Genomic DNA, 19,713 nt, shown 5'->3' with positions numbered 1-19,713 from the left:
TGCGCACCGTAGCGACCGGGTACGACACCCGGCCGCGCGTCGCGTCGTTCACGGTTCATCGGTCGGGGCACGCTCACTCGTTACGAAAGCTATCGACTGGCGGGCTCGATCCCCGCCGGCGCCGCGCCTGACCTCGCGTTTCACGCACCACACCGACCTCGCGGGTCGCACCGCCGGATTGTGTGCTCACCCGTGGGCGGACGTACGCTGGGTGACGACGACGAGGGCCGTCGACTGCCAGAAGGAGTGCGCGTGACCGAGACCGCCGAGGACACCGGAACGGGCGGGCACGCCACGGATGCGGACGCCGCCGGGGACGTCACGTCCGAAGTCGCGCGCCGCAGGACATTCGCCGTGATCGCCCACCCGGACGCCGGCAAGTCCACGCTCACGGAGGCGCTGGCGCTGCACGCCCGGGTGATCACCGAGGCCGGCGCGGTCCACGGCAAGTCGGGCCGCCGCTCGACCGTGTCGGACTGGATGGAGATGGAGAAGGCCCGCGGTATCTCCGTCAGCTCCACGGCACTGCAGTTCACCTACGCGCCAGAGGGCTCGAACCCCGGCGACGACCCGTACGTCATCAACCTGGTCGACACCCCCGGCCACGCCGACTTCTCCGAGGACACCTACCGCGTCCTCACCGCGGTCGACGCGGCGGTCATGCTCATCGACGCCGCCAAGGGCCTCGAGCCGCAGACCCTCAAACTCTTCCAGGTGTGCAAGCACAACGGTCTGCCGATCATCACGGTGATCAACAAGTGGGACCGACCCGGCCGGGCGCCGCTCGAATTGCTCGACGAGATCACCGAGCAGATCGGCCTGGTGCCCACCCCGCTGTTCATGCCCGTGGGCATCGCCGGCGACTACCGCGGCCTGCTGCGCCGCGGCGACGACGGCGCCCCCGAGGAGTACGTCCACTTCACCCGCACCGCCGGTGGCTCGACCATCGCGCCCGAGGAGCACTACGACCCGGACACCGCCGCCGAGCGCGAGGGCGACGTGTGGGAGACCGCGGTCGAGGAGTCCGAGCTGCTCTCGGCGATGGGTCAGGACCACGACCAGGAGCTGTACCTGGCCGGCGAGACCAGCCCGGTGATCTTCGCCTCGGCGATGCTCAACTTCGGCGTCCACCAGATCCTCGACGCGCTGGTCGAGCTGGCCCCGGCGCCGGGCGAGTGGCCGACCGTCTCGGGCGAGCCCCGCAAGACCTCGGAGCCGTTTTCCGCCATGGTGTTCAAGGTGCAGGCCGGCATGGACGCCGCGCACCGCGACCGCCTGGCGTTCATGCGCGTGGTCTCCGGCGAGTTCGAGCGCGGCATGGTGGTCCAGCACGCCCAGACGGGCAAGCCGTTCACCACCAAGTACGCGCTGACGGTGTTCGGCCGCGACCGCACCACCGTGGAGACCGCCTACCCCGGCGACGTGGTGGGCCTGGTCAACGCCACGGCCCTCGCCCCCGGCGACACCCTCTACAGCGGTAAGAAGGTGCAGTTCCCGCCGATCCCGCAGTTCGCCCCCGAGCACTTCGCGGTGGTCCGCGCCCAGTCGCTGGGCAAGTACAAGCAGTTCCGCAAGGCCATCGACCAGCTGGCCGCCGAGGGCGTCGTGCAGATCCTGCGCAACGACACCCGCGGCGACGCCAACCCGGTCATGGCCGCGGTCGGCCCCATGCAGTTCGAGGTGGTCACGGCCCGGATGAAGGCCGAGTTCAACGTCGAGGTCGTGGTGGACAACCTGCCGTACACGATCGCCCGCCGCACCGACGCAGAGTCGGCCGGCGAACTCGGCCGCCAGCGCGGGGTCGAGGTCTTCCAGCGCACCGACGGCGAACTGCTGGCCCTGTTCGGTGACAAGTGGCGGCTGCAGTACATCACCAAGGAGATGGAACACCTCACCATCGAGCCGCTGGTCGCCGACACCAACTAGCCCGCCCGCCCGCCGGACGGGCATCCTGGGAGTCATGCCAGCAGATCCCGCAGCCACCGCAGCCACGCCCTCTCCCGGAGCCGACCCCTCGGTCAGCCTCCGCGTCTTCGTCGAGCCCCAGCAGGGCGCGACGTATGCCGACCAGCTCGCCGTCGCCCGCGCGGCGGAGGACCTCGGCTACGAGGCCTTCTTCCGGTCGGACCACTACCTCAAGATGGGCGACATCAGTGGCCTGCCCGGCCCCACCGACGCGTGGCTGACCCTCGCCGCCCTGGCCCGCGAGACCTCGACCATCCGGCTCGGCACCCTGCTCACCTCGGTGACGTTCCGCCACCCGGGCCCGCTGGCGATCTCGATGGCCCAGGTCGACGAGATGTCCGGCGGCCGCCTCGACGTGGGACTCGGCGCCGGCTGGTACGCCGACGAGCACACCGCCTACGGCATCCCCTTCCCGCCGCTGGGCGAGCGGTTCGACCTGCTGGAGGACACCCTCGGGGCGCTGGAGACCTTCTGGTCCACGCCCGCCGGCGAGACGGTCTCCGTCCACGGGAAGCGTGTGGAGATGCTGGACTCCCCCGGCCTCCCCAAGCCCGTGCAGCAGCGCCCGCCGGTGATCGTCGGCGGTCACGGCAGGAAGCGGACCCCGGCCCTGGCCGCCCGGTTCGCCGACGAGTTCAACGTGCCGTTCGCCGACCTCGACACCGTGGCCACGCAGTACCGCCGGGTCGACGAGGCCTGCGCCGAGCGCGGCCGCGCCCCCGAGGAGATCATCCGCTCGGCCGCGCTGGTCCTGTGCTGCGGACGCGACGAGGCACAGATCGCCCGGCGTGCGGACGCCATCGGCCGCGACGTCGACGAACTGCGAGCCAACGGCGCCGCCGGGACCCCGGACGAGGTCGTGGACACGATCGGCCGGTACGCGGCGATCGGCGCCCGGCGCATCTACCTGCAGGTGCTCGACATGTCCGACCTGGACCACCTCGACCTGGTCGCCTCCGAGGTGGCGCGCCAGCTCTGACGCGAGCCCTGCCCGGCCGGCCGGTCGCCCCGCCGGGCGGGCGAAACCCCCTCCCCTGCCCGAGGAGTGGGATTAGTGTCACGCCATGGTGGCACAAGGGACGACGACGAGGGCAGCACATCCCGGAGGCCGTGCGTGGGCCGCGACGGCACTCCTCGTCGTCGTCGCCCTACTCGCCCCCCTGAACGCCGCACCGACCCGGGCGGCGACCCCGACCGACGGCTCCCCCATCAGAGGAATGGTCGACGCCCACGCGCACCTCGCGGCGTCGCAGGCGTTCGGCGGGGCACTGCGCTGCGGCGAGCCGTTCTCCCCCGGCGGCCTCGGCGAGGCGCTCGCGGACTGCCCCAGCCACTCGGGAACCGGGCACTTCGCGCTGCTCGAATCGGCGCTCGGGGGCACCGCCCTGCCCGGCGGGACTCAGGGCTTCCCCACCTTCGCGCAGTGGCCGTCGCACGACTCCCAACTGCACGAACAGGCCTACTACACCGGTATAGAGCGGGCGTGGCGCGGCGGGCTCCGGGTACTCAACAACCACCTCGTAGCGAACCGTGTGCTCTGCGAGGCCCTGGCCGGGATCGGGGTGCCCGCGCGCTCCCCGTGCGACGAGATGGCGCAGCTGCGCCGGCAGGTGGACTACCTCGAGCGGATGGAGGCCCATATCGACGCCGAGCACGGTGGCCCCGGGCGCGGCTGGTTCCGGATCGCCCGCTCGCCGGAGGACGTCCGCGCGATCGCCGCGGACGGGAAACTCGCCGTCACGCTGGGCGTCGAGGCATCCGAGCCGTTCGGGTGCCGGGTGGTCGACGACGTGCCGATGTGCACGACCGAGGACATCGACCGGGGTCTCGACGAGTTCGCCTCGTGGGGCGTGTCGACCGTGTTCCCGGTACACAAGTTCGACAACGCCCTCGGTGGCGCCCGCATGGACGAGGAACTGGCCGGCCTCGCGGTCAACATCGGCAACAAACTGGGCACCCAGCGGTTCTGGGAGACCGAGCCGTGCACCGGTCCCGACGCCGACCACGCCCAACCCCTGGCCTCCACGCCCGTCGCCGACGGCCTGACGGTGGCCTCCTCGGACGCCCCGGCGGGCGCGGCACTGCCCGTCTACCCCGAGGCTCCGCTGTGCAACGTGCGCGGGCTGACGCCACTGGGCGAGCACGCGATCCGCGGGATGATGGCCCGCGGCATGGTGATCAACATCGACCACATGGGCGTCAAGACCGCCCACCGCACCCTCGACATCGCCGCTGAGGCTGGGTACACAGGCCTGGTCGTGGACCACGCCTGGGCCACGCAGGGCAACACTCGCCGGGTCCACGAGCAGGGCGGGTTCGTGGCCGCGTTTGCCTGGCCCGCCGAGGCCACCGAGAACTTCGAGACCGGCTTCCTCGAGCAGTGGCGCACGAACACCGCCGGCGCCGCCCGGCCGTTCACCGGCTACGGCTTCGGCTCCGACGTCAACGGCCTGGCCGCCCTCGCCGAGCCCCGGCCGAGCGCGGCGAGCGACCCGCTCGTGTACCCGTTCACCGCGCCCAGCGGCGAGGTGATGGACCGGTGGCGGTTCGGTGACCGCGTGTACGACCTCAACACCGACGGGGTCGCCCAGTACGGCCTCTACGCCGATTGGGCCGCCGACGTGCTGCACCGCGCCGGGCCCGACCGGGCCGAGCTGGAGCGTCAACTCATGGGCGGCGCCGAGGCGTGGACCGCCAACTGGGAACGGGCGCGCTGACCACCGGCTCGTCCTGCGCTGTTGCGGCGATTCGCGGCGCCGGACGACTAACCTGAGGCAATGACCCCGGACCCGTCCCCTCCCCGTCGCTCGCGCCGCCCGCGGATCGCCGGAGCAGCGGCGCTCGGGCTCACCGTGGCCATGTCCGCCTCGGCATGCGGCACCCCGGTCCCCGACCCGGAGCCCGGCCAGAGTCCCGCGGCCTACTCCGGACTGGAGGTCTCGGACGACCGGGTCGAGTACGCGATCGGCAAGGTGACCGACATCGTCGAGGAGGAGCTCGAGGCCTCGGGCATCCCGGGCGTCGCAGTGGCGGTGGTGCACGGTGGCGAGGTGGCGTTGGCCGAGGGGTTCGGCGTGCGCAGCACCGAGACCGGCGAGGAGGTCGACGCGCGGACGGTGTTCCCCATGGCGTCGGTCTCCAAGCCGGTCAGCGCCACCGTCGTGGCCGCGGAGACCGCCGAGACCGAGATCGACTGGTCGACGCCCGTGCGCGAGCACCTCCCGTGGTTCGCCCTGTCCGATCCGGGCGTGACCGCCGACGTGACGGTGGGCGACCTGTTCGCGCACCGCTCCGGGCTACCCGAGCACGCGGGCGACGACCTGGAGGACCTCGGGTATGACCGCCCGGCGATCCTGCACGGACTGCGCCACCTGCCGCTGGAACCATTCCGCGCCTCGTACGCGTACACCAACTTCGGGCTCACCGCCGGAGCCGAAGCCGTGGCCGTCGCGGCCGGCACCCCGTGGCCGGAGCTGGCCCGCGAGCGGCTCTTCGACCCCCTCGACATGGACGACACCTCCTACTCCTACGAGGACCTGCTCGACCGCGACAACCGCGTCGTCGGCCATGTCCGCGCCGCCGCCGACGAGTCGGGCGAGTCGTCCGGCGACTGGGTCCCGGCCGATCCCGCGCGTGACCCGGACGCCCAGGCCCCCGCGGGGGGCCTGAGCTCGTCGGTCTCGGACATGGCGCGGTGGATGTCGATGGTGCTCGCCGACGGCGCCGGGCCCGGCGGCTCGCAGGTGGTCCCCTCCGACGCACTCCGACAGGCTCTGACCCCGCAGGCCGTGTCCTCACCCCCGCAGTCCGCGGCGGACCGGACCGGGACCTACGGCTACGGGTTCAATATCTCCACCAGCTCCTCCGGCCGCGTCGAGTGGAGTCACTCCGGTGCGTTCGCGCTCGGCGCCGGAACGGCGATGCTCATGATGCCGTCGCTGGACCTCGGCATCATCACCCTGACCAACGCCTCGCCCGTCGGGGTGGCGGAGACCATCAATTCGCGATTCGCGGACTACGCGCAGTTCGGCGACCCCACCCTGAAGTGGCGGGAGCTGTACGGCGAGGCGTTCGGCCCACTGCTGGCCCCCGTCGGCGACCTGGTCTCCACTCGGCAACCTTCCGCCCCCGCACCGCCGCGCCCGGCCGACGAGCTGGTGGGCGTCTACCGCAACGACTACTTCGGCGAGATCGAGATCCGCCGCGTCGCTTCACAGGCTGACCGGGACCCGGATGGCCCGGAGTCGGACGATCCGCTGGTCGCCGGCCCCGCACTCGCGCTGGACGTGGGCCCGGGACCGCAGGTCTGGCCGCTCGACCACTGGGACGGCGACACCTTCGCCGTGAGCCCGGTCGGTGAGAACTGGCCGCCCGGCTCCCGCGGCAGCGTCACCTTCGACGGCGACACGGTGACCGTGGAACTCCTCGACGGCAACGGCCTGGGCACCTTCACCCGCGTCGGGGACGAGCCCACCGAGCCCGCAGAGCCCACCGAGCCCGCTGCCTGACCGTCCGGCCGGGACTACGCCGACCGGGCCGCCTCCAGCTGCGCCGCGCGCCGCCGGTCCCGCTTGGCGTCCGCGTCCGGGGTCGTGAGGAACGTGGAGAGCCAGGCCATCCGGGGATCGGCGTCCACCAGGAACGCCTTGACCGCCAGTGTCAGCGGGACGGCGAGGATCGCGCCCAGCGCGCCGGCGATCGCCGACCAGAACACCAACGACAGGAACGTCACGGTGGGGGTCAGCCCCACGGCGTCGCCCGTGAACTTGGGCTGGATGAAGCTCTGCATGACCAGGTTGACGACGCTGTAGATCACCACCACCCAGATCGCCTCGACCGGCCCCCCGGTGAGCAGCGCGAACAGTGCCGGCGGCACCAGTCCCAGCACGAAGCCGATGTTGGGGATGTAGTTGGTGACGAACGCGAGCACGCCCCACACCAGCGCCAGCGGCACGCCGAGGATCATCAGGGCCACCGTGTCGATCACGGCCACGATGAGGCCGAAGACGGTGGAGACGATCCAGTACGACTTCACGCCGTCCGTGAACGACCCGAGGGCGTCGGCGAGCCGGGGCCGCTGCCGGGCGATGACCGCGCGACGCCTCGTGATGCCGGGGACGTCGAACACGAGGAATGTCAGCGCGATGACCAGGACGGTGAGCTGACCGCCGGCCGAGGACAACTGACCGGCGACGTTCTGCAGGGTGCCGACGATCGTGGTGGGGTCCACTCCCTGGAGGCTCGAGGTGACCTGGTCCTCGCTCACGCCGAAGGTGCCGAGGAACGCGATCGTCTGCTCGTACAGTTCGATGAACTTGTCCTGGTATTGCGGGATCTCTTCGGCCGCGACCCACAACGCCCACACCAGCATCCCGACCAGCGCGGCCAGCAGCAGGTAGAGCACCAGCAGGACGATGATCATCGCCCCCCAGCGGGGCAGCCCTGCCCGCTGCAGCAGCCGCTGTAGGGGCTGGGCGGCGATGACCAGGTTCAACGCCAGGAACGCCGGCATCAGCAGGCTCGCGTGCTCGGACAGTCCCCACACCACCACGAACAGGGCCGCGAGGGACACCGCCGTGACGCCGGCGATGCCCCAGCCCTTGGGTTCCTCGTGCGGAGCCCCCACGTCCGGGTCCCGCACGCCGTCGACGCTGGTGCTCATGGCCCTCCTCACGCGCGGCGCCCCGTGCACCGGACGCCGCTCAGCGTATCCCGATCGGCTCGCGGCGAAACCGATCAGTTCCCGGCGAGCGCCGAGCGGATGGCGTCGACGTCCACGGAGTCGAGGTCCGCTGGGTCCCAGGTGGGGTTGCGGTCCTTGTCGATCACGACGGCCCGCACGCCCTCGACGAAGTCCGGGCGAGCGGTGATCCAGGCGCCCAGGGCCAGCTCGTTGTCCAGGCACTCGCGCAGGTCCTCCGCCTTCGCGCCGGCACGCAGCAGCTCGATGGTGGCGACGATCGACGTGGGGCAGTGCGACCGCAACATCTCGAGCGTGGTGGTGGCCCACTCGTCCTGCTCACCGGACTCGAGCGCCGCGATCATCTCCTGCGCGGTGTCGCGGGAGAAGACGTCCTCGATGCGCTCGATACGGGCCTCGATGGCGGACTCCCCCGCCTCGGAGCGCTCGAGACCGAACCTCTTCAGCGCGTCGGCCAAGCCGATGGCGGCTACGGCGTCGACGAAGGCGTTGCGCTCGTCGTCGTCGATCAGGTGGGTGCCCAGGCCGGTGAAGAGGGCGTCGGCGGAGTTCATCCGCACGCCCGTCGTGCCGAGGTAGATCGCCACGGCCAGGCCGCGCGCGCCGCCGCCGCACAGGCGCGGCAGGAAGTGGCTGGCGCCGACGTCCGGGATGAAGCCGATCGCCGTCTCCGGCATGGCCATCATGACCTTCTTGGTCACCACGCGGTGCGAGCCGTTGATCGAGACTCCCAGGCCTCCGCCCATGGCCACCCCGTGGATCACTGCGACCGTGGGAACGCGATGCGTGTGGTACGCCAGATCCATCGCGTACTCCTCGGAGAAGAACTCGTGGTTCCTCTCGTGCTCACCGGCGGCCGCGGCGTCGCGCAGCGCGCGGATGTCGCCACCCGCACAGAACGCCTTCTCCGAGGTGCTCGTGGTGATGACGGCCTCGACGCCCTCGTCCTTGGACGCCTCGTCCAGCGCCGTGTGCAGGGCCCGGCACATGGACAGGTCCAGCGAGTTCAGGGCCTTGGGGCGGTCCAGGACGATGTGCTGTATCCGGCCATCACGCCGGCTGCTGACGAATTCGCTCATGACCCCATAGTGTCAGGCCGCCCACCGACCGTCGCACGGATACTAGGAATTCCTACTTCGCTGCCCCCGATGCGGGCCCGCCGCCTCAGCCCTCCAACAACTGCGAGGCCACGTCCGGCACGTACCTGAACTCCTCGCGCGGCGGGCGGTCGTAGTTCGAGTCCGCACCCTTCGGCCGCTCGGGGATCTCCAGCTCCGGCGGGTCGAGCTTCTCCCACGGCACGGTCGACAGCAGGTGCGAGATGACGTTGATCCGCGAGCGCTTCTTGTCCTCGGACTCGACCGTGAACCACGGCGCCTCGGGGATGTCGGTGTGGACGAACATCTCGTCCTTGGCCCGGCTGTAGTCCTCCCACCGGGTGATGGACTCCAGATCCATCGGCGAGAGCTTCCAGCGGCGCATCGGGTCGTCATGGCGCGACCGGAACCGGTGCTCCTGCTCCTCGTCGGACACGGAGAACCAGTACTTGCGGAGCATGATCCCGTCCTCCACCAGCAGCCGCTCGAAGATCGGAGCCTGGTGCAGGAACCGCCGGTACTCGTCGGGTGTGCAGAAACCCATCACCCGCTCCACCCCGGCCCGGTTGTACCAGGACCGGTCGAAGATCACGATCTCCCCGGCCGCCGGCAGGTGCTCGATGTAGCGCTGGAAGTACCACTGCGTCTTGTGCACCTCCGTCGGGGCGGGCAATGCCACGATCCGGGCGTGCCTCGGGTTGAGGTACTGCGTGATCCGCTTGATGGCCGAGCCCTTGCCCGCGGCGTCGCGCCCCTCGAAAACCACCACCATCCGGTTGCCGGTCTCCCGGAGCCAGGCCTGCATCTCGACCAGCTCCGCCTGCAGCCGCTCGAGCTCGGCCTCGTAGGCCTTCTTCGGCAGCTTCTCCAGACCGCTGGGCAGGAGGTCCTTCTTCTTCGCACCGCTCTTGGCACCGCTTTTGGACGCGCTCTTGCTGCCGCTCTTACCGGAGGCCTTCTTGCTGCTCATGGCCCGAGCCTACGGACCCGACCCGGCCTCCTCGGCCGGGACGACGATGTTGACAGTTTTCGTCAACACTGTCTAGTTTCACGCCCATGCCGCACCTCTCCCGCCGGGGCTTCCTCGGCACCGTCGCCGCGGCCGGGATCGCCGCCCTGGCCACCGACCCCACGGCTGCCGCCCAGCCGACCGACTCCGCCGGCGTCGCGACCCACTCCCCCGCACCCGGACGGATCCCCCACGAGGTGCAGGACCACCGGTGCATCGTGGTCGGGAGCGGATTCGGCGGCGGCATCTCGGCGCTTCGTCTCGCTGAGGCGGGCGTCGCCGTCGTCGTCGTCGAACGAGGCCGCCACTGGCCCACCGGACCGGACTCCACCACCTTCCCCAGCGCCACCTCCCCCGACGAGCGCGCCCTGTGGTTCCGCTCGCCGGCCGAGGTGTTCGGCCGCCCCGTGGACCTCCCGCGCCACACCGGCCTGCTCGAGGCGTCCGTCGGCGAGAACATGACGTCCGTCTGCGCCACCGGCGTCGGCGGCGGCTCCCTCATCTACCAGGGCATGGCGCTACAACCCACCGAGGAGCTGTTCCGCACGTGGTTCCCCGGCGCGATCGACTGGCACGAGATGGAGCGCGAGTACTACCCACGCGTCTCCCGGATGCTGCGCCTCGCCGAGGCCCCCGACGAGCTCGTCGCCGCGCCCCGGTACGTCGCCTCCCGCGTCTTCGCCCAGCGCGTCCGCGACGCCGGCCTGCCCCTGCGCAAGATCCCCATGCCGATGGACTGGGACTACGCCCTGGCGGAACTGCGCGGCGAGATGCGCCCGTCCTACACCAACGGCGAAGGCTCCCTGGGGGTTAACAACGGTGGCAAACACTCCGTCGACGTCACCGCTGTCTTCTAGGGGCGCCGTCTCTTAGACACGGCGTCCGGCGGCGTCCGGGATACTGGCGGGGTGCGCTCCCGCGACTCCATCCTCGACGCCACCCGAGCCGTCATCGGGCGCGCCGGTTTCGGGGGCGTCACGATCGCCGCGGTCGCCAAGCAGGCCGAGGTCAGCCGCCAGACCGTCTACTCCATCTTCGGCAGCCGCGAGGACCTGGTCTCGCAGGCCGTCTCCGAGCGACTCACCATGCTCACCGGCGCGTTCACCGATGTGCTCGACGCCGCGACGACGCCCCTCGAGCTGATCGTGGAGATCGTGGTGGTGGGCCGCCACTGCATCCTCGACGATCCCCTGCTGCGCGCGCTCACGCTCGGCGGCGGCTCGAACCCCATCTTCGACCCCGGCTCCGCCGAACGGGCCCGCCAGTACGCGGTCGCGCTCCTCGTCCCCGCCGCCGAGCGGTTCCCGCAACTGGCCGGCCGCCTGGACCTGGTCGCGGAGGTGGGCGTGCACGTGGGCTGGTCGGTGCTGTGCCTGGACTCGCCCGAGGCCCGCTCCGACGACGACCTCCGCACCTTCCTCACCACCTGGCTGGCGCCGCTGCTGGAGACGTTCGGGACGTGAGCGACGTACTCGTCCTGTGGGACCTCGACCTCACCCTCCTCGACCCCGCCGGCTTCGGGACCCGCATGATCACCCCGGCGCTCGCCGACCTCCTCGGCCGCGACCCCGTCATGGGCGCGTCCTTCGCCGGACGGACCGACCGCGCGATCCTCACCGATCTGCTCGAGATCAACGGGATAGGTGTCGACGACGACGAGGTGGTCCTTTCCCTCATGGACGCCGTGGCCCGGCGCTGCGAAACGTTCGGGGAGGATCTCCTGGCCGGTGGTGGCGGTCCCCTGCCCGGCGCCCACGAGGCTGTCGCCGCCCTGGCCGCGGACCCGCGACTGCACCAGGGGATCGTCACCGGCAACATGCGGCGGACGGCGCTGCTCAAGCTGCGGCTCTGTGGCTTCGACGGGCTGCCCGATCCCGGACTCGGCGCGTTCGGTGATCACCACGCGGACCGCGCCCACCTCGTCCGCGACGCCCTCGCCGCCGCCCGGGCCCGCGGTGTGGACGTGACCCCCGGGCGGTCGGTGGTCGTGGGCGATCACGTGCACGATGTCCGCGGGGCGCGCGACGCGGGTGCCGTCTGCGTGGCTGTCGCCACCGGCAGGGTTTCCGCCGACGACCTCCGCGCCGCCGGCGCCCACACCGTCCTGCCGGACCTCACGGACCCTGACGCGCTACTGGCTGCAGTCCACGCCTCCGTCTGACCTGAGGCGTCGCCTGAACCGCAGTGCCATCTGAACCGCAGTGCCGTCTGACCTGCGGCGCCCTGAACGGGGCATCCAGGGCACCGCAGGTCACGACCGCGCCAGCTTTTTCTCCCGACCATGTCGTACCTCGAACATACAGTCGAACCATGAACACAACAGACACCGCCCACTCGCAGTTCGTGGTCCCTCCGGGATTCACGACGGTCCCGACCCCCGCCACCGACGTCGTCGTGCCCGAGGCCTTCAGCCGATGGGACCCCGGACAGCGACGCGGCTATCTCGCGCAACGGGCGATCAACGCTGCCGAAGGCCGCACCGTGGCCTATGCGTACGACTGCGTATCCAGGTCCACCCGGAGCGACCAGCGACGCGATCCTCTGGACACGGCGGCGACCATGGTGAGCGCCTCGATGGCTTTGTCCCGCCTCGGGGCATTTCGGCTGGTGGCCACCGCCATAGAACTGACCGAGCGGCTGCCTCTCACCGCGACACTGCTGACGACCGGGTGGATCGGAGTCGACGCGGCCCACGCCATCGCCGAGGAGACCGCCCTGGTGGAGGACCGTCTCATGCCGGAACTCGACCGCCGCATCAGCGAGGGACTCGCACCGACGAGGCGCCGAACCCACCCGCCCAGGATCGGGCCGCTGCGCAAGATGCTCAGCAAGCACGTCGCGAGCTGCGACCCCGTGGGAGCGGACGCCCGCGCACAACAGGCTCGGCGAGAGCAGAACGTGAGGATGACGCCGGTCACGGGCGATCTCGCGCTGCTCACCGCGACCCTCTCAGCCGTCGACGGCCTGGAGATCACCGAGCGAATCGAAGCCCTGGTCCGCACCGCCGCAACAGACGACCCCCGGTCGATCGGGCAGCTCCGGGCCGCCGGCCTCCTCGCCCTGAGCCGCGGCTGGACCTGTCTGCCCGCACCCGACGGAGACCACCCCACGGACCCGGACGGGATGGCCGCGGCCCGCCGGGTCGTGATCCACGCCTACGACGACGGGGACGCGGACTTCCGGGGCCTGTTCGTGGCAGGTTACGGCCCCGTCAGTCGCTTCACGTCCGATGAACTGCAGCGATTCGCCAGGCGCAGACTCGACGCGATCGACACGCTCGCGGACCCGGACAGTGAGGCCTCCCGCCGGTACAGCCCCTCGGAGGCACTGGCCCGCTTCTGTCGGGGTCGCGACGGCACCTGCGTTTTCCCCGGCTGCCAGACCCCGGCGGACAAGACGGACCTCGACCACATCATCCCCTTCGACCACGACGATCCCCAACGCGGCGGATACACCACCAGCGACGACCTCGGCAGCATCTGCCGCACCCACCATCGCCTCAAGACCGATGGCATCTGGGCCTACTACCGGAGTACTGACGGGGACTACGTGTGGATACATGGTCCGAACCATCCCGACAAGGACCCCGGGACACGCGTCATCACCACCCCCACCGGCCCATTGGCGGAGTTCGGCGCACCGCGACACCCCGAACGCTCCCGGCTACAGAAGGAGGCCGCCGAAGCCGGCAGAACCGGAGACGGCATACCCGGATCGCAGCGCCAACCGCACACCCGGCACCGTCGCGCCTCCGAACGGAGGTACCTGCGCGCTCAGGCGGAACAGCGACTCCACGCTGCAGAGCGCGAACCGGGGTCGCAGTCGGCTGCCTAGGTCGGCCGGCCGGGCGACTCAACCCTCGATTTGCTCGCCCAGTTCCATCCAGCGCTCCTCGAGCGTGTCCTTCTCCGCGGAGACGTCCTTGAGCTCGCGGTCCAGGGCGGCCAGCTTCTCGGTGTCCATCGCCCCTGCCGAGACATCGGCCATGGCCTTGTGGAGTTCGGCCTCGCGCTTGTCGAGCTTGCCCATCTGCCGCTCGATCTTCGACATCTCCTTGGTGAGCGCCCGCTCCTCGGCTGCGGAGAGGGCGGGAGCCGTGGCAGACCCGTCCGCGCCGCCAGCCTCAGAACCGCCAGCCACAGAACCGCCAGCCGAAGCAGACCCGGCGCCCGGCGTGGAGCGCGACACCTTGCCCGAGTCGCCCGCCGCCCCGGCGACACGACGGCGCTCCAGGTATTCGTCGATGCCGCGCGGCAGGTTGGTGAGCTGGCCGTCGCCGAGCAGCGCCCACACCGAGTCACAGATGCGCTCGACGAGATAGCGGTCGTGTGAGATGACGACCAACGTGCCGGGCCAGCCGTCGAGCAGGTCCTCGAGTTGGCGCAGCGTGTCGATGTCGAGGTCGTTGGTGGGCTCGTCGAGCAGCAGGACGTTGGGCTCGGCCATGAGCACGCGCGTGAGCTGCAGGCGTCGTCGCTCGCCACCGGACAGGTCGCCGACGGGCGTGCGCTGACGGGCCGGGGAGAAGCCGAGCCGCTCGGCCAGCTGGGAGGCGGTGAGCTCGTCCTTGCCGAACGCCACCCGGGCGGCGACGTCCTCGATCGCCTCGAGCACCCGCTGATCCAGCGGCAGGTCGTCGAGTTCCTGACGCAGCCACCCGATCCGGATGGTCTTGCCCTCCTTGCGGCTGCCCGCGGCGAGGGGGGCCTCACCGGCGAGCGCGCGCAGGAGCGTGGTCTTGCCGGAACCGTTGACACCGACCAGGCCCACGCGCTCGCCGGGGGCGAGTCGCCAGGTGAGGTCGTCGACGAGGGTGCGGCCGTCGGGGGCGTCGAGGCGCACGTCCTCGAGCTCGATCACGACCTTGCCGAGGCGCCGCGCGGCGAAGCTCGACAGTTGTAGTGAGTCGCGGGGCGGCGGCACGTCCTTGATGAGCGCCTCGGCCGCCTCGATGCGATAGCGCGGCTTGGACGTCCGCGCCGGGGCGCCGCGGCGCAGCCATGCGAGTTCCTTGCGCATGAGGTTCTGACGACGCGACTCGGTGGCCGCGGCCTGGCGGTCGCGCTCGGCGCGCGCGAACACCCAGTCGTTGTAACCACCCTCGTACTGCTCGACGTGGCCGTCGACCACCTCCCAGGTGTGGGTGGCGATGGTGTCGAGGAACCACCGGTCGTGGGTGACGACGACGAGCGCACTCGATCGCGCGACCAGGTGGTCCGCCAACCACTGGACCCCCTCGACGTCGAGATGGTTGGTCGGCTCGTCCAGCACGAGCAGGTCCAAATCCTGCACGAGCGCCGCGGCGAGCGACACCCGGCGCCGCTCACCGCCGGACAGGTCCGCGACGGGCGTGTCCAATCCCAGGTCGTGGATGCCGATGCCGTCGAGCACCGCGCGGACACGGGCGTCGCCGGCCCACTCGTGAACCGCCAGGCCGAGCCTCCCGACCACGGCCTGGCCCACCGTGTCGGCGGCGAGCTCGGTGCGCTGCGTGACCACGGCGATCCGCAGACCGCTGACCTGCGAGACGCGCCCGGAGTCGGGCTCGGCCACGCCGGTGAGGATCTCCAGCAGGGTGGTCTTGCCGCCCCCGTTGAGGCCGACGACGCCGATGCGGTCGCCGGCGTTGACGCCCAGTGAGACGTTGTCGAGCACCTGCCGGATCCCGAAGGAGACCGAGCACTGCTCGAGGTTGATGAGGTTGGTGGGGGCCATCTCTACTTTCCTGTGGGGTCGTCGACGATGTGCGCACCGCCGACCGGGCCGCGGGTCACGCGGACCTCGCGGGCGACGCCGTGCTCGCTGATCTCGGCGGCGACGGCGATCGCGTGGTCACGGTCGGTGCAGAAGAACAGGCAGGTGGGGCCGGAGCCGGAGACCATGCCGTGCAGGGCCCCGGCCTCCCGGCCGACGCGCAGGGTCCGGCGGAGGGCGGGCATGAGCGAGAGCGCCGCGGCCTCCATGTCGTTGGCGAGCAGCCCGGCCACGGCGGCGGGGTCGTCGCCCGCGAGGGCCACGACCAGAGGGTCGACCCCGCCCGCGCGCGGCAGGCCCCGCTCGGGATCAGCCGGGTCGCGCCCGGGATCAGCAGGGTCGCGCTCGGCGCGCAGCCGGTCGAGCTCGGCGAACACCGTCGGGGTGGACAGTCCCCCGTCGGCCAGGGCCACCACGATGTGCTGCTCGGCGCGGGCGTGCAGCAGCGTGGCGAGTTTCTCGCCGCGGCCGGTGCCCAACGCCGTGCCGCCGCGGATGCAGAAGGGCACGTCGCTGCCCAGCCGCGCGGCCCGCTCCTCCAGCGCCGCTCGGCCGAGTCCCAGACCGAGCAGCCGGTCCGTGGCCACGAGCGCGGCGGCGGCGTCCGCGCTGCCGCCTGCCATCCCGCCGGCCACGGGGACGCCCTTGTGGATCCGGATGGCGATCCGGGCGTCCGATCCCGCCTCCTCGCGGAGCAGGTCGACGGCCCGGGCGGCGAGATTGGTCCGGTCCGTCGGCACCTGCGGGGCCCCGGGCCCGGTGACGACGACCTCGCTGTCGTCGTCGGCGGCGTCCACCAGCGACACGGTGACCCGCTCCCACAGGTCCACGGCCCGGTACACGGTGAGCAGGTCGTGGTAGCCGTCGCCGCGCACGTCCCCCACGCCGAGGTGGAGGTTGATCTTGGCGGGGGCGACGGCCGTCACGGCGCGCGCGCCGGCAGGGGTGGAGGCGTCGCGGGGCATGACCACCAGCCTACGGCTCGCGGTGCGCCGGTCCGATCCCGAGCCGCACCGACGCCTCGGCGATCCGGACGAAGTCGGCGGTGGTGAGTTGTTCGCCGCGGGCCTTGGGGTCGACGTCGGCCTCGGTCAGCGCGAGTTCGGCGTTCGCGCCGGAGCCCGCCCACCCGGACAGGGCGGCGCGCAGGGTCTTGCGACGCTGGGCGAACGCGGCGTCGGCCACCGCGAACACCCGCTTCCGGTGTGCCTCGCCCAGGTCCCACGGGGCCTCGGGGTAGGCGTCGATCCGCACCAGGCCCGACTCGACGTTGGGAACGGGCCAGAAGACGTTGCGGCCGACGGTGCCGGTCCGGCGGACGGTGCCGAAGAACCCGGCCTTGACGCTGGGCACCCCGTAGACGCGCGAGCCGGGGGCGGCGGCGAGGCGGTCGGCCACCTCGAGCTGCACCATCACCAGCGCGGTGCGCAGGGTCGGCACCTCGGCGAGCATGTGCAGCAGCACGGGCACCGAGACGTTGTAGGGCAGGTTGGCCACCAGCGCGGTCGGCGGCGGGACCCCCGGGCCGCCCAGGTCGGCGCCGGAGACCGCGAGCGCGTCGGCGCCCACGACGGTCAGTGCGTCGGCGAGCTGCGGGGCCCGCTCTGCGACGGTCCGGGGCAGGCGCCCTGCCAGCACGGGGTCGATCTCCACGGCCACCACGTGGCCGGCGGCGTCGAGCAGCGGCAGGGTCAGCGACCCGAGGCCCGGCCCGACCTCGATCACCGTGTCGTCTCGGCCCACGCCGGAGGCGGTGACGATCTTGCGGACCGTATTGGCGTCGTGGACGAAGTTCTGTCCGAGGGTCTTGGTGGGCTTGATGCCCAGTTCCTCCGCGAGCGCGCGCACCTCCTGCGGGCCGAGAGGGTCGGCCTGCCCGCGGAAGGTCGCGTCCGGGCCGGTCAGCGCAGGCCCAGCTTGGAGGTGCAGGCGGGCCAGGCGCCCCAGCCCTGCGAGGCCCGGACCTTCTCGGCGATCGCGATCTGCTGCTCACGTGTGGCGAGGTGCGCGCTGGGCGCGTACTGGCCGCCGCCGTGGCCGGTCCAGGTGCCGGCGGCGAACTGCAGCCCGCCGGAGTACCCGTTGCCGGTGTTGATGCTCCAGTTCCCGCCCGACTCGCACTGGGCGATCGAGTCCCACACGCCGCCGTTCGAGACGGCCGGCGCGGCGGGCTTGGGCTTGGTGCCCACGCGGACGATGGCGGGGCGGGCCTCGGTGAGGACCTTCTCCGCGCCGCGGGCGCGCTCGGTCTCGACACCGTTGACGCGGGTGATTGTGTAGACGACCTCGCGCTCGCCGGGGGCACCGGGATCGACGACCGTGCGCTCGCCCTCGGTGGCCTCGGGGTCCTCGGTGGTCTGTTCGGGGGCCTTGAACTGCTCGACCGCGGTCTCCTCAGCGACGGCCACGCGGGTGATGGTGACCTCGGTGCCGGGCTCGACGGGGGCGTCCGGGGCCGGGGTGACAGTGTCCAGCGGGCCGAGGGTGATGCCGGCGCGCTCGAGGAACTGCCCGACTGTCTCACCGGGTGAGGCCATCGGGGTGGCGGGGCCGCCGTGGTCGGACAGCAGCGCCTCGCGCGGGGTCACCACGGAGACGGTGGTGCCGTCGAGCGGGACGTCCGCGTCGATGCGCGGGCTGACGTAGCTGCGGGGCGGGACGTCGTCGCGCTCGGCCACGAGGTCGGCGACGGTGGTGGCGGTGGTCCAGACCTGCTCGCTGCGACCGTCGACCTCGACGGTGACGGGCCGGGCGCGCAGCAGGGTGACGGTGTCGCCGTCGTCGATGCTGTCGCCGGGCGCGATCACCACGTCCCGGTCGTCGACGCTGTAGCCGGCGTCGGCGAGCGCGGCGCGCACGTCGGAGCTGAAGGTGACCAGTTCGACCTGCTCGCCGTCGACCTCGAGGGTGTACTGCGTGCGCTGGTCGAGCGCCGCCACCCCACCCACCACGAGGGTGGTGAGCATCCCGGCGACGGACAGCCGCAGCATGGTGGAGCGGGACTCGTGGAGTCGCTTGACGGGGGCGAGCATGCCCCGGGTCGCGGTGGGTCGGGCGCCCGTGGGGGTGTCGGTCCGTGCGTCGTCAACCACTTGTGGGTTCTCTCCTCGGGTAGCTCCGCGAACTGCCGTACAGCCGTTCGCGTTTCATCACGATAGCGTAACGAGCGGACAGCGCCGCGGCAACGTGACCCTCGTGACATGCGGGAACGAGCCGACGACGACGAGGTATTCAGGTCACGTTTCGTTACATTCGCACCTCGGACCTCACGAGTACCACGCGCCACACCGGTTGTCGGCCCGGGCGGGCCCGCCCGTCAGACGGTCAGGCCGAACACGGCGCGGGCGGTGTCCGCGACCTCAGACACGAAGTCCTCCGGCGTCTGCCCCCGGACCTCGGCGATCGCCCGAGCCGTGTAGCCCACCAGGCCGGGCTCGTTGCGGGCGCCCCGGAACGGCTCGGGAGCCATGTACGGGGCATCGGTCTCCACGAGCAGCTGCCCGGCCGGGGCCAGGCGGGCCGCCTCGCGCAGGTGGTCGTTGGCCTTGAACGTGACGTTGCCGGTGAAGGACAGCACGTAGCCGCGGTCCAGCGCCTCTCGCGCCACCTCCAGCGGCGAGGAGAAGCAGTGGAGCATCACGTGCGGGATGCCCGAGCCCGGTCCGGCGACCTCCGCGAGCACACGCAGCAGGTCGTCATCGGCCTCGCGATTGTGGATCATCAGGCATTTGCCCAGGTCGGCGGCGAGCACGGCGTGCCAGCGCAGCGACTCCTCCTGCTCGGCCGGGTCGGCGCAGCCGTCCATCTTCCCCACCCAGTAGTGGTCGAGGCCGGTCTCCCCCACCGCGACGACCCGCGGGTGGGCGGCGAGCTCGCGCAGGCGCGCCCGCACCTGCTCGCCGCGCTCGGGGTCGGTGATCTCGGCGGCCCGGGTGGGGTGCACGGCCACGGCGGCGTACACCCGCTCGTCGGCGTCGGCGGCGGCCACGACGGCCTCGGACTCGGCCAGGTCGTCGCCCACCGTGACCAGGGCCGCGACCCCGGCGAGTGCGGCGCGGTCGGCGGCGGCGCGAACCTCGTCGGCGGTGCGGTGACCGCAGGAGTAGAGGTGCGTGTGCGCGTCGACGAGCCCGGGTAGCGACTCGGGCAGGACGGGGGTGGGCCGGGGTTTGCGCTTACCCATACGG

The 19,713-nt window shown here is 71.7% G+C and carries 15 protein-coding genes and 1 pseudogene; 8 read left to right on the top strand and 8 right to left on the bottom strand.

Annotated features, from left to right (window positions below; translation table 11 throughout):
* Positions 1-252: 252 nt before the first annotated feature.
* The 4 genes from J1M64_RS17425 (at position 253) to J1M64_RS17410 (ending at position 6,473) form a co-directional block, all read left to right on the top strand.
* The gene (locus tag J1M64_RS17425) at positions 253-1,926 is read left to right on the top strand and encodes a peptide chain release factor 3 (protein WP_206474954.1); all 1,674 of its coding nucleotides are present in this window, start codon (positions 253-255) and stop codon (positions 1,924-1,926) included.
* 34 nt (positions 1,927-1,960) lie between these two features.
* The gene (locus J1M64_RS17420; protein ID WP_206474953.1) at positions 1,961-2,944 is read left to right on the top strand and encodes an LLM class F420-dependent oxidoreductase; all 984 of its coding nucleotides are present in this window, start codon (positions 1,961-1,963) and stop codon (positions 2,942-2,944) included.
* Between the two features lie 85 nt (positions 2,945-3,029).
* Entirely contained in the window at positions 3,030-4,682 is a 1,653-nt protein-coding gene (locus J1M64_RS17415; protein ID WP_241261668.1) for a hypothetical protein, read from the top strand.
* A gap of 60 nt (positions 4,683-4,742) precedes the next feature.
* The gene (locus J1M64_RS17410) at positions 4,743-6,473 is read left to right on the top strand and encodes a serine hydrolase (protein ID WP_206474952.1); all 1,731 of its coding nucleotides are present in this window, start codon (positions 4,743-4,745) and stop codon (positions 6,471-6,473) included.
* Between the two features lie 14 nt (positions 6,474-6,487).
* Here J1M64_RS17410 and J1M64_RS17405 read toward each other — a convergent pair whose 3' ends face one another.
* From J1M64_RS17405 to ppk2, 3 genes are all read right to left on the bottom strand, one after another.
* A complete protein-coding gene (locus J1M64_RS17405) occupies positions 6,488-7,627 on the bottom strand; it encodes an AI-2E family transporter (RefSeq protein WP_206474951.1) in 1,140 nt (379 codons plus the stop codon).
* A gap of 74 nt (positions 7,628-7,701) precedes the next feature.
* Positions 7,702-8,745, bottom strand: coding sequence for an enoyl-CoA hydratase/isomerase family protein (locus tag J1M64_RS17400; protein WP_206474950.1), 1,044 nt, complete (start codon positions 8,743-8,745; stop codon positions 7,702-7,704).
* Between the two features lie 85 nt (positions 8,746-8,830).
* The gene (gene ppk2, locus J1M64_RS17395) at positions 8,831-9,733 is read right to left on the bottom strand and encodes a polyphosphate kinase 2 (RefSeq protein ID WP_241261667.1); all 903 of its coding nucleotides are present in this window, start codon (positions 9,731-9,733) and stop codon (positions 8,831-8,833) included.
* Positions 9,734-9,819: 86 nt separating this feature from the next.
* On the opposite strand from ppk2, the pseudogene J1M64_RS17390 reads away from it, so the two are divergent.
* From J1M64_RS17390 to J1M64_RS17375, 4 genes and pseudogenes are all read left to right on the top strand, one after another.
* Positions 9,820-10,623: pseudogene (locus tag J1M64_RS17390) on the top strand (twin-arginine translocation signal domain-containing protein); the annotation flags it as partial.
* A 57-nt stretch (positions 10,624-10,680) separates the two neighbouring features.
* A complete protein-coding gene (locus J1M64_RS17385) occupies positions 10,681-11,235 on the top strand; it encodes a TetR/AcrR family transcriptional regulator (RefSeq protein WP_206474948.1) in 555 nt (184 codons plus the stop codon).
* Positions 11,232-11,933 (top strand): HAD hydrolase-like protein, encoded by a 702-nt coding sequence (locus J1M64_RS17380; protein WP_206474947.1) that lies wholly within the window; start codon positions 11,232-11,234, stop codon positions 11,931-11,933. The genes J1M64_RS17385 and J1M64_RS17380 overlap by 4 nt, the downstream gene beginning before the upstream one ends.
* A 149-nt stretch (positions 11,934-12,082) precedes the next feature.
* Complete coding sequence (locus tag J1M64_RS17375) at positions 12,083-13,606, top strand: HNH endonuclease signature motif containing protein (protein ID WP_206474946.1); 1,524 nt, start codon at positions 12,083-12,085, stop codon at positions 13,604-13,606.
* A gap of 18 nt (positions 13,607-13,624) precedes the next feature.
* Here J1M64_RS17375 and J1M64_RS17370 read toward each other — a convergent pair whose 3' ends face one another.
* The 5 genes from J1M64_RS17370 to J1M64_RS17350 form a co-directional block, all read right to left on the bottom strand.
* Complete coding sequence (locus J1M64_RS17370; RefSeq protein WP_206474945.1) at positions 13,625-15,487, bottom strand: ABC-F family ATP-binding cassette domain-containing protein; 1,863 nt, start codon at positions 15,485-15,487, stop codon at positions 13,625-13,627.
* A gap of 2 nt (positions 15,488-15,489) precedes the next feature.
* Positions 15,490-16,491, bottom strand: coding sequence for a 4-(cytidine 5'-diphospho)-2-C-methyl-D-erythritol kinase (locus J1M64_RS17365; RefSeq protein WP_206474944.1), 1,002 nt, complete (start codon positions 16,489-16,491; stop codon positions 15,490-15,492).
* Between the two features lie 10 nt (positions 16,492-16,501).
* Complete coding sequence (gene rsmA / locus J1M64_RS17360; protein WP_206475039.1) at positions 16,502-17,431, bottom strand: 16S rRNA (adenine(1518)-N(6)/adenine(1519)-N(6))-dimethyltransferase RsmA; 930 nt, start codon at positions 17,429-17,431, stop codon at positions 16,502-16,504.
* Positions 17,428-18,618, bottom strand: coding sequence for a resuscitation-promoting factor (locus J1M64_RS20015; RefSeq protein ID WP_206474943.1), 1,191 nt, complete (start codon positions 18,616-18,618; stop codon positions 17,428-17,430). Before J1M64_RS20015 ends, rsmA begins: the two co-directional genes overlap by 4 nt.
* 224 nt (positions 18,619-18,842) lie before the next feature.
* Entirely contained in the window at positions 18,843-19,709 is an 867-nt protein-coding gene (locus tag J1M64_RS17350; protein ID WP_206474942.1) for a TatD family hydrolase, read from the bottom strand.
* Positions 19,710-19,713 lie beyond the last annotated feature (4 nt).

Origin of the sequence: Dietzia sp. KRD202, from assembly GCF_017168155.1 — a bacterium.
GTDB lineage: Bacteria > Actinomycetota > Actinomycetes > Mycobacteriales > Mycobacteriaceae > Dietzia > Dietzia kunjamensis.
The sequence above is the reverse complement of the archived record's forward strand: the minus strand, read 5'-3'. Positions and strand labels throughout refer to the sequence as shown.

Excerpts from the sequence above, each read along its gene's own strand:
- J1M64_RS17420 (WP_206474953.1), top strand. The coding sequence starts at position 1,961 with ATGCCAGCAGATCCCGCAGCCACCGCAGCCACGCCCTCTCCCGGAGCC.
- J1M64_RS17415 (WP_241261668.1), top strand. The coding sequence starts at position 3,030 with ATGGTGGCACAAGGGACGACGACGAGGGCAGCACATCCCGGAGGCCGT.
- J1M64_RS17410 (WP_206474952.1), top strand. The coding sequence starts at position 4,743 with ATGACCCCGGACCCGTCCCCTCCCCGTCGCTCGCGCCGCCCGCGGATC.
- J1M64_RS17405 (WP_206474951.1), bottom strand. The coding sequence starts at position 7,627 with ATGAGCACCAGCGTCGACGGCGTGCGGGACCCGGACGTGGGGGCTCCG.
- J1M64_RS17400 (WP_206474950.1), bottom strand. The coding sequence starts at position 8,745 with ATGAGCGAATTCGTCAGCAGCCGGCGTGATGGCCGGATACAGCACATC.
- ppk2 (WP_241261667.1), bottom strand. The coding sequence starts at position 9,733 with ATGAGCAGCAAGAAGGCCTCCGGTAAGAGCGGCAGCAAGAGCGCGTCC.
- J1M64_RS17375 (WP_206474946.1), top strand. The coding sequence starts at position 12,083 with ATGAACACAACAGACACCGCCCACTCGCAGTTCGTGGTCCCTCCGGGA.
- J1M64_RS17370 (WP_206474945.1), bottom strand. The coding sequence starts at position 15,487 with ATGGCCCCCACCAACCTCATCAACCTCGAGCAGTGCTCGGTCTCCTTC.
- J1M64_RS17365 (WP_206474944.1), bottom strand. The coding sequence starts at position 16,491 with ATGCCCCGCGACGCCTCCACCCCTGCCGGCGCGCGCGCCGTGACGGCC.
- J1M64_RS17350 (WP_206474942.1), bottom strand. The coding sequence starts at position 19,709 with ATGGGTAAGCGCAAACCCCGGCCCACCCCCGTCCTGCCCGAGTCGCTA.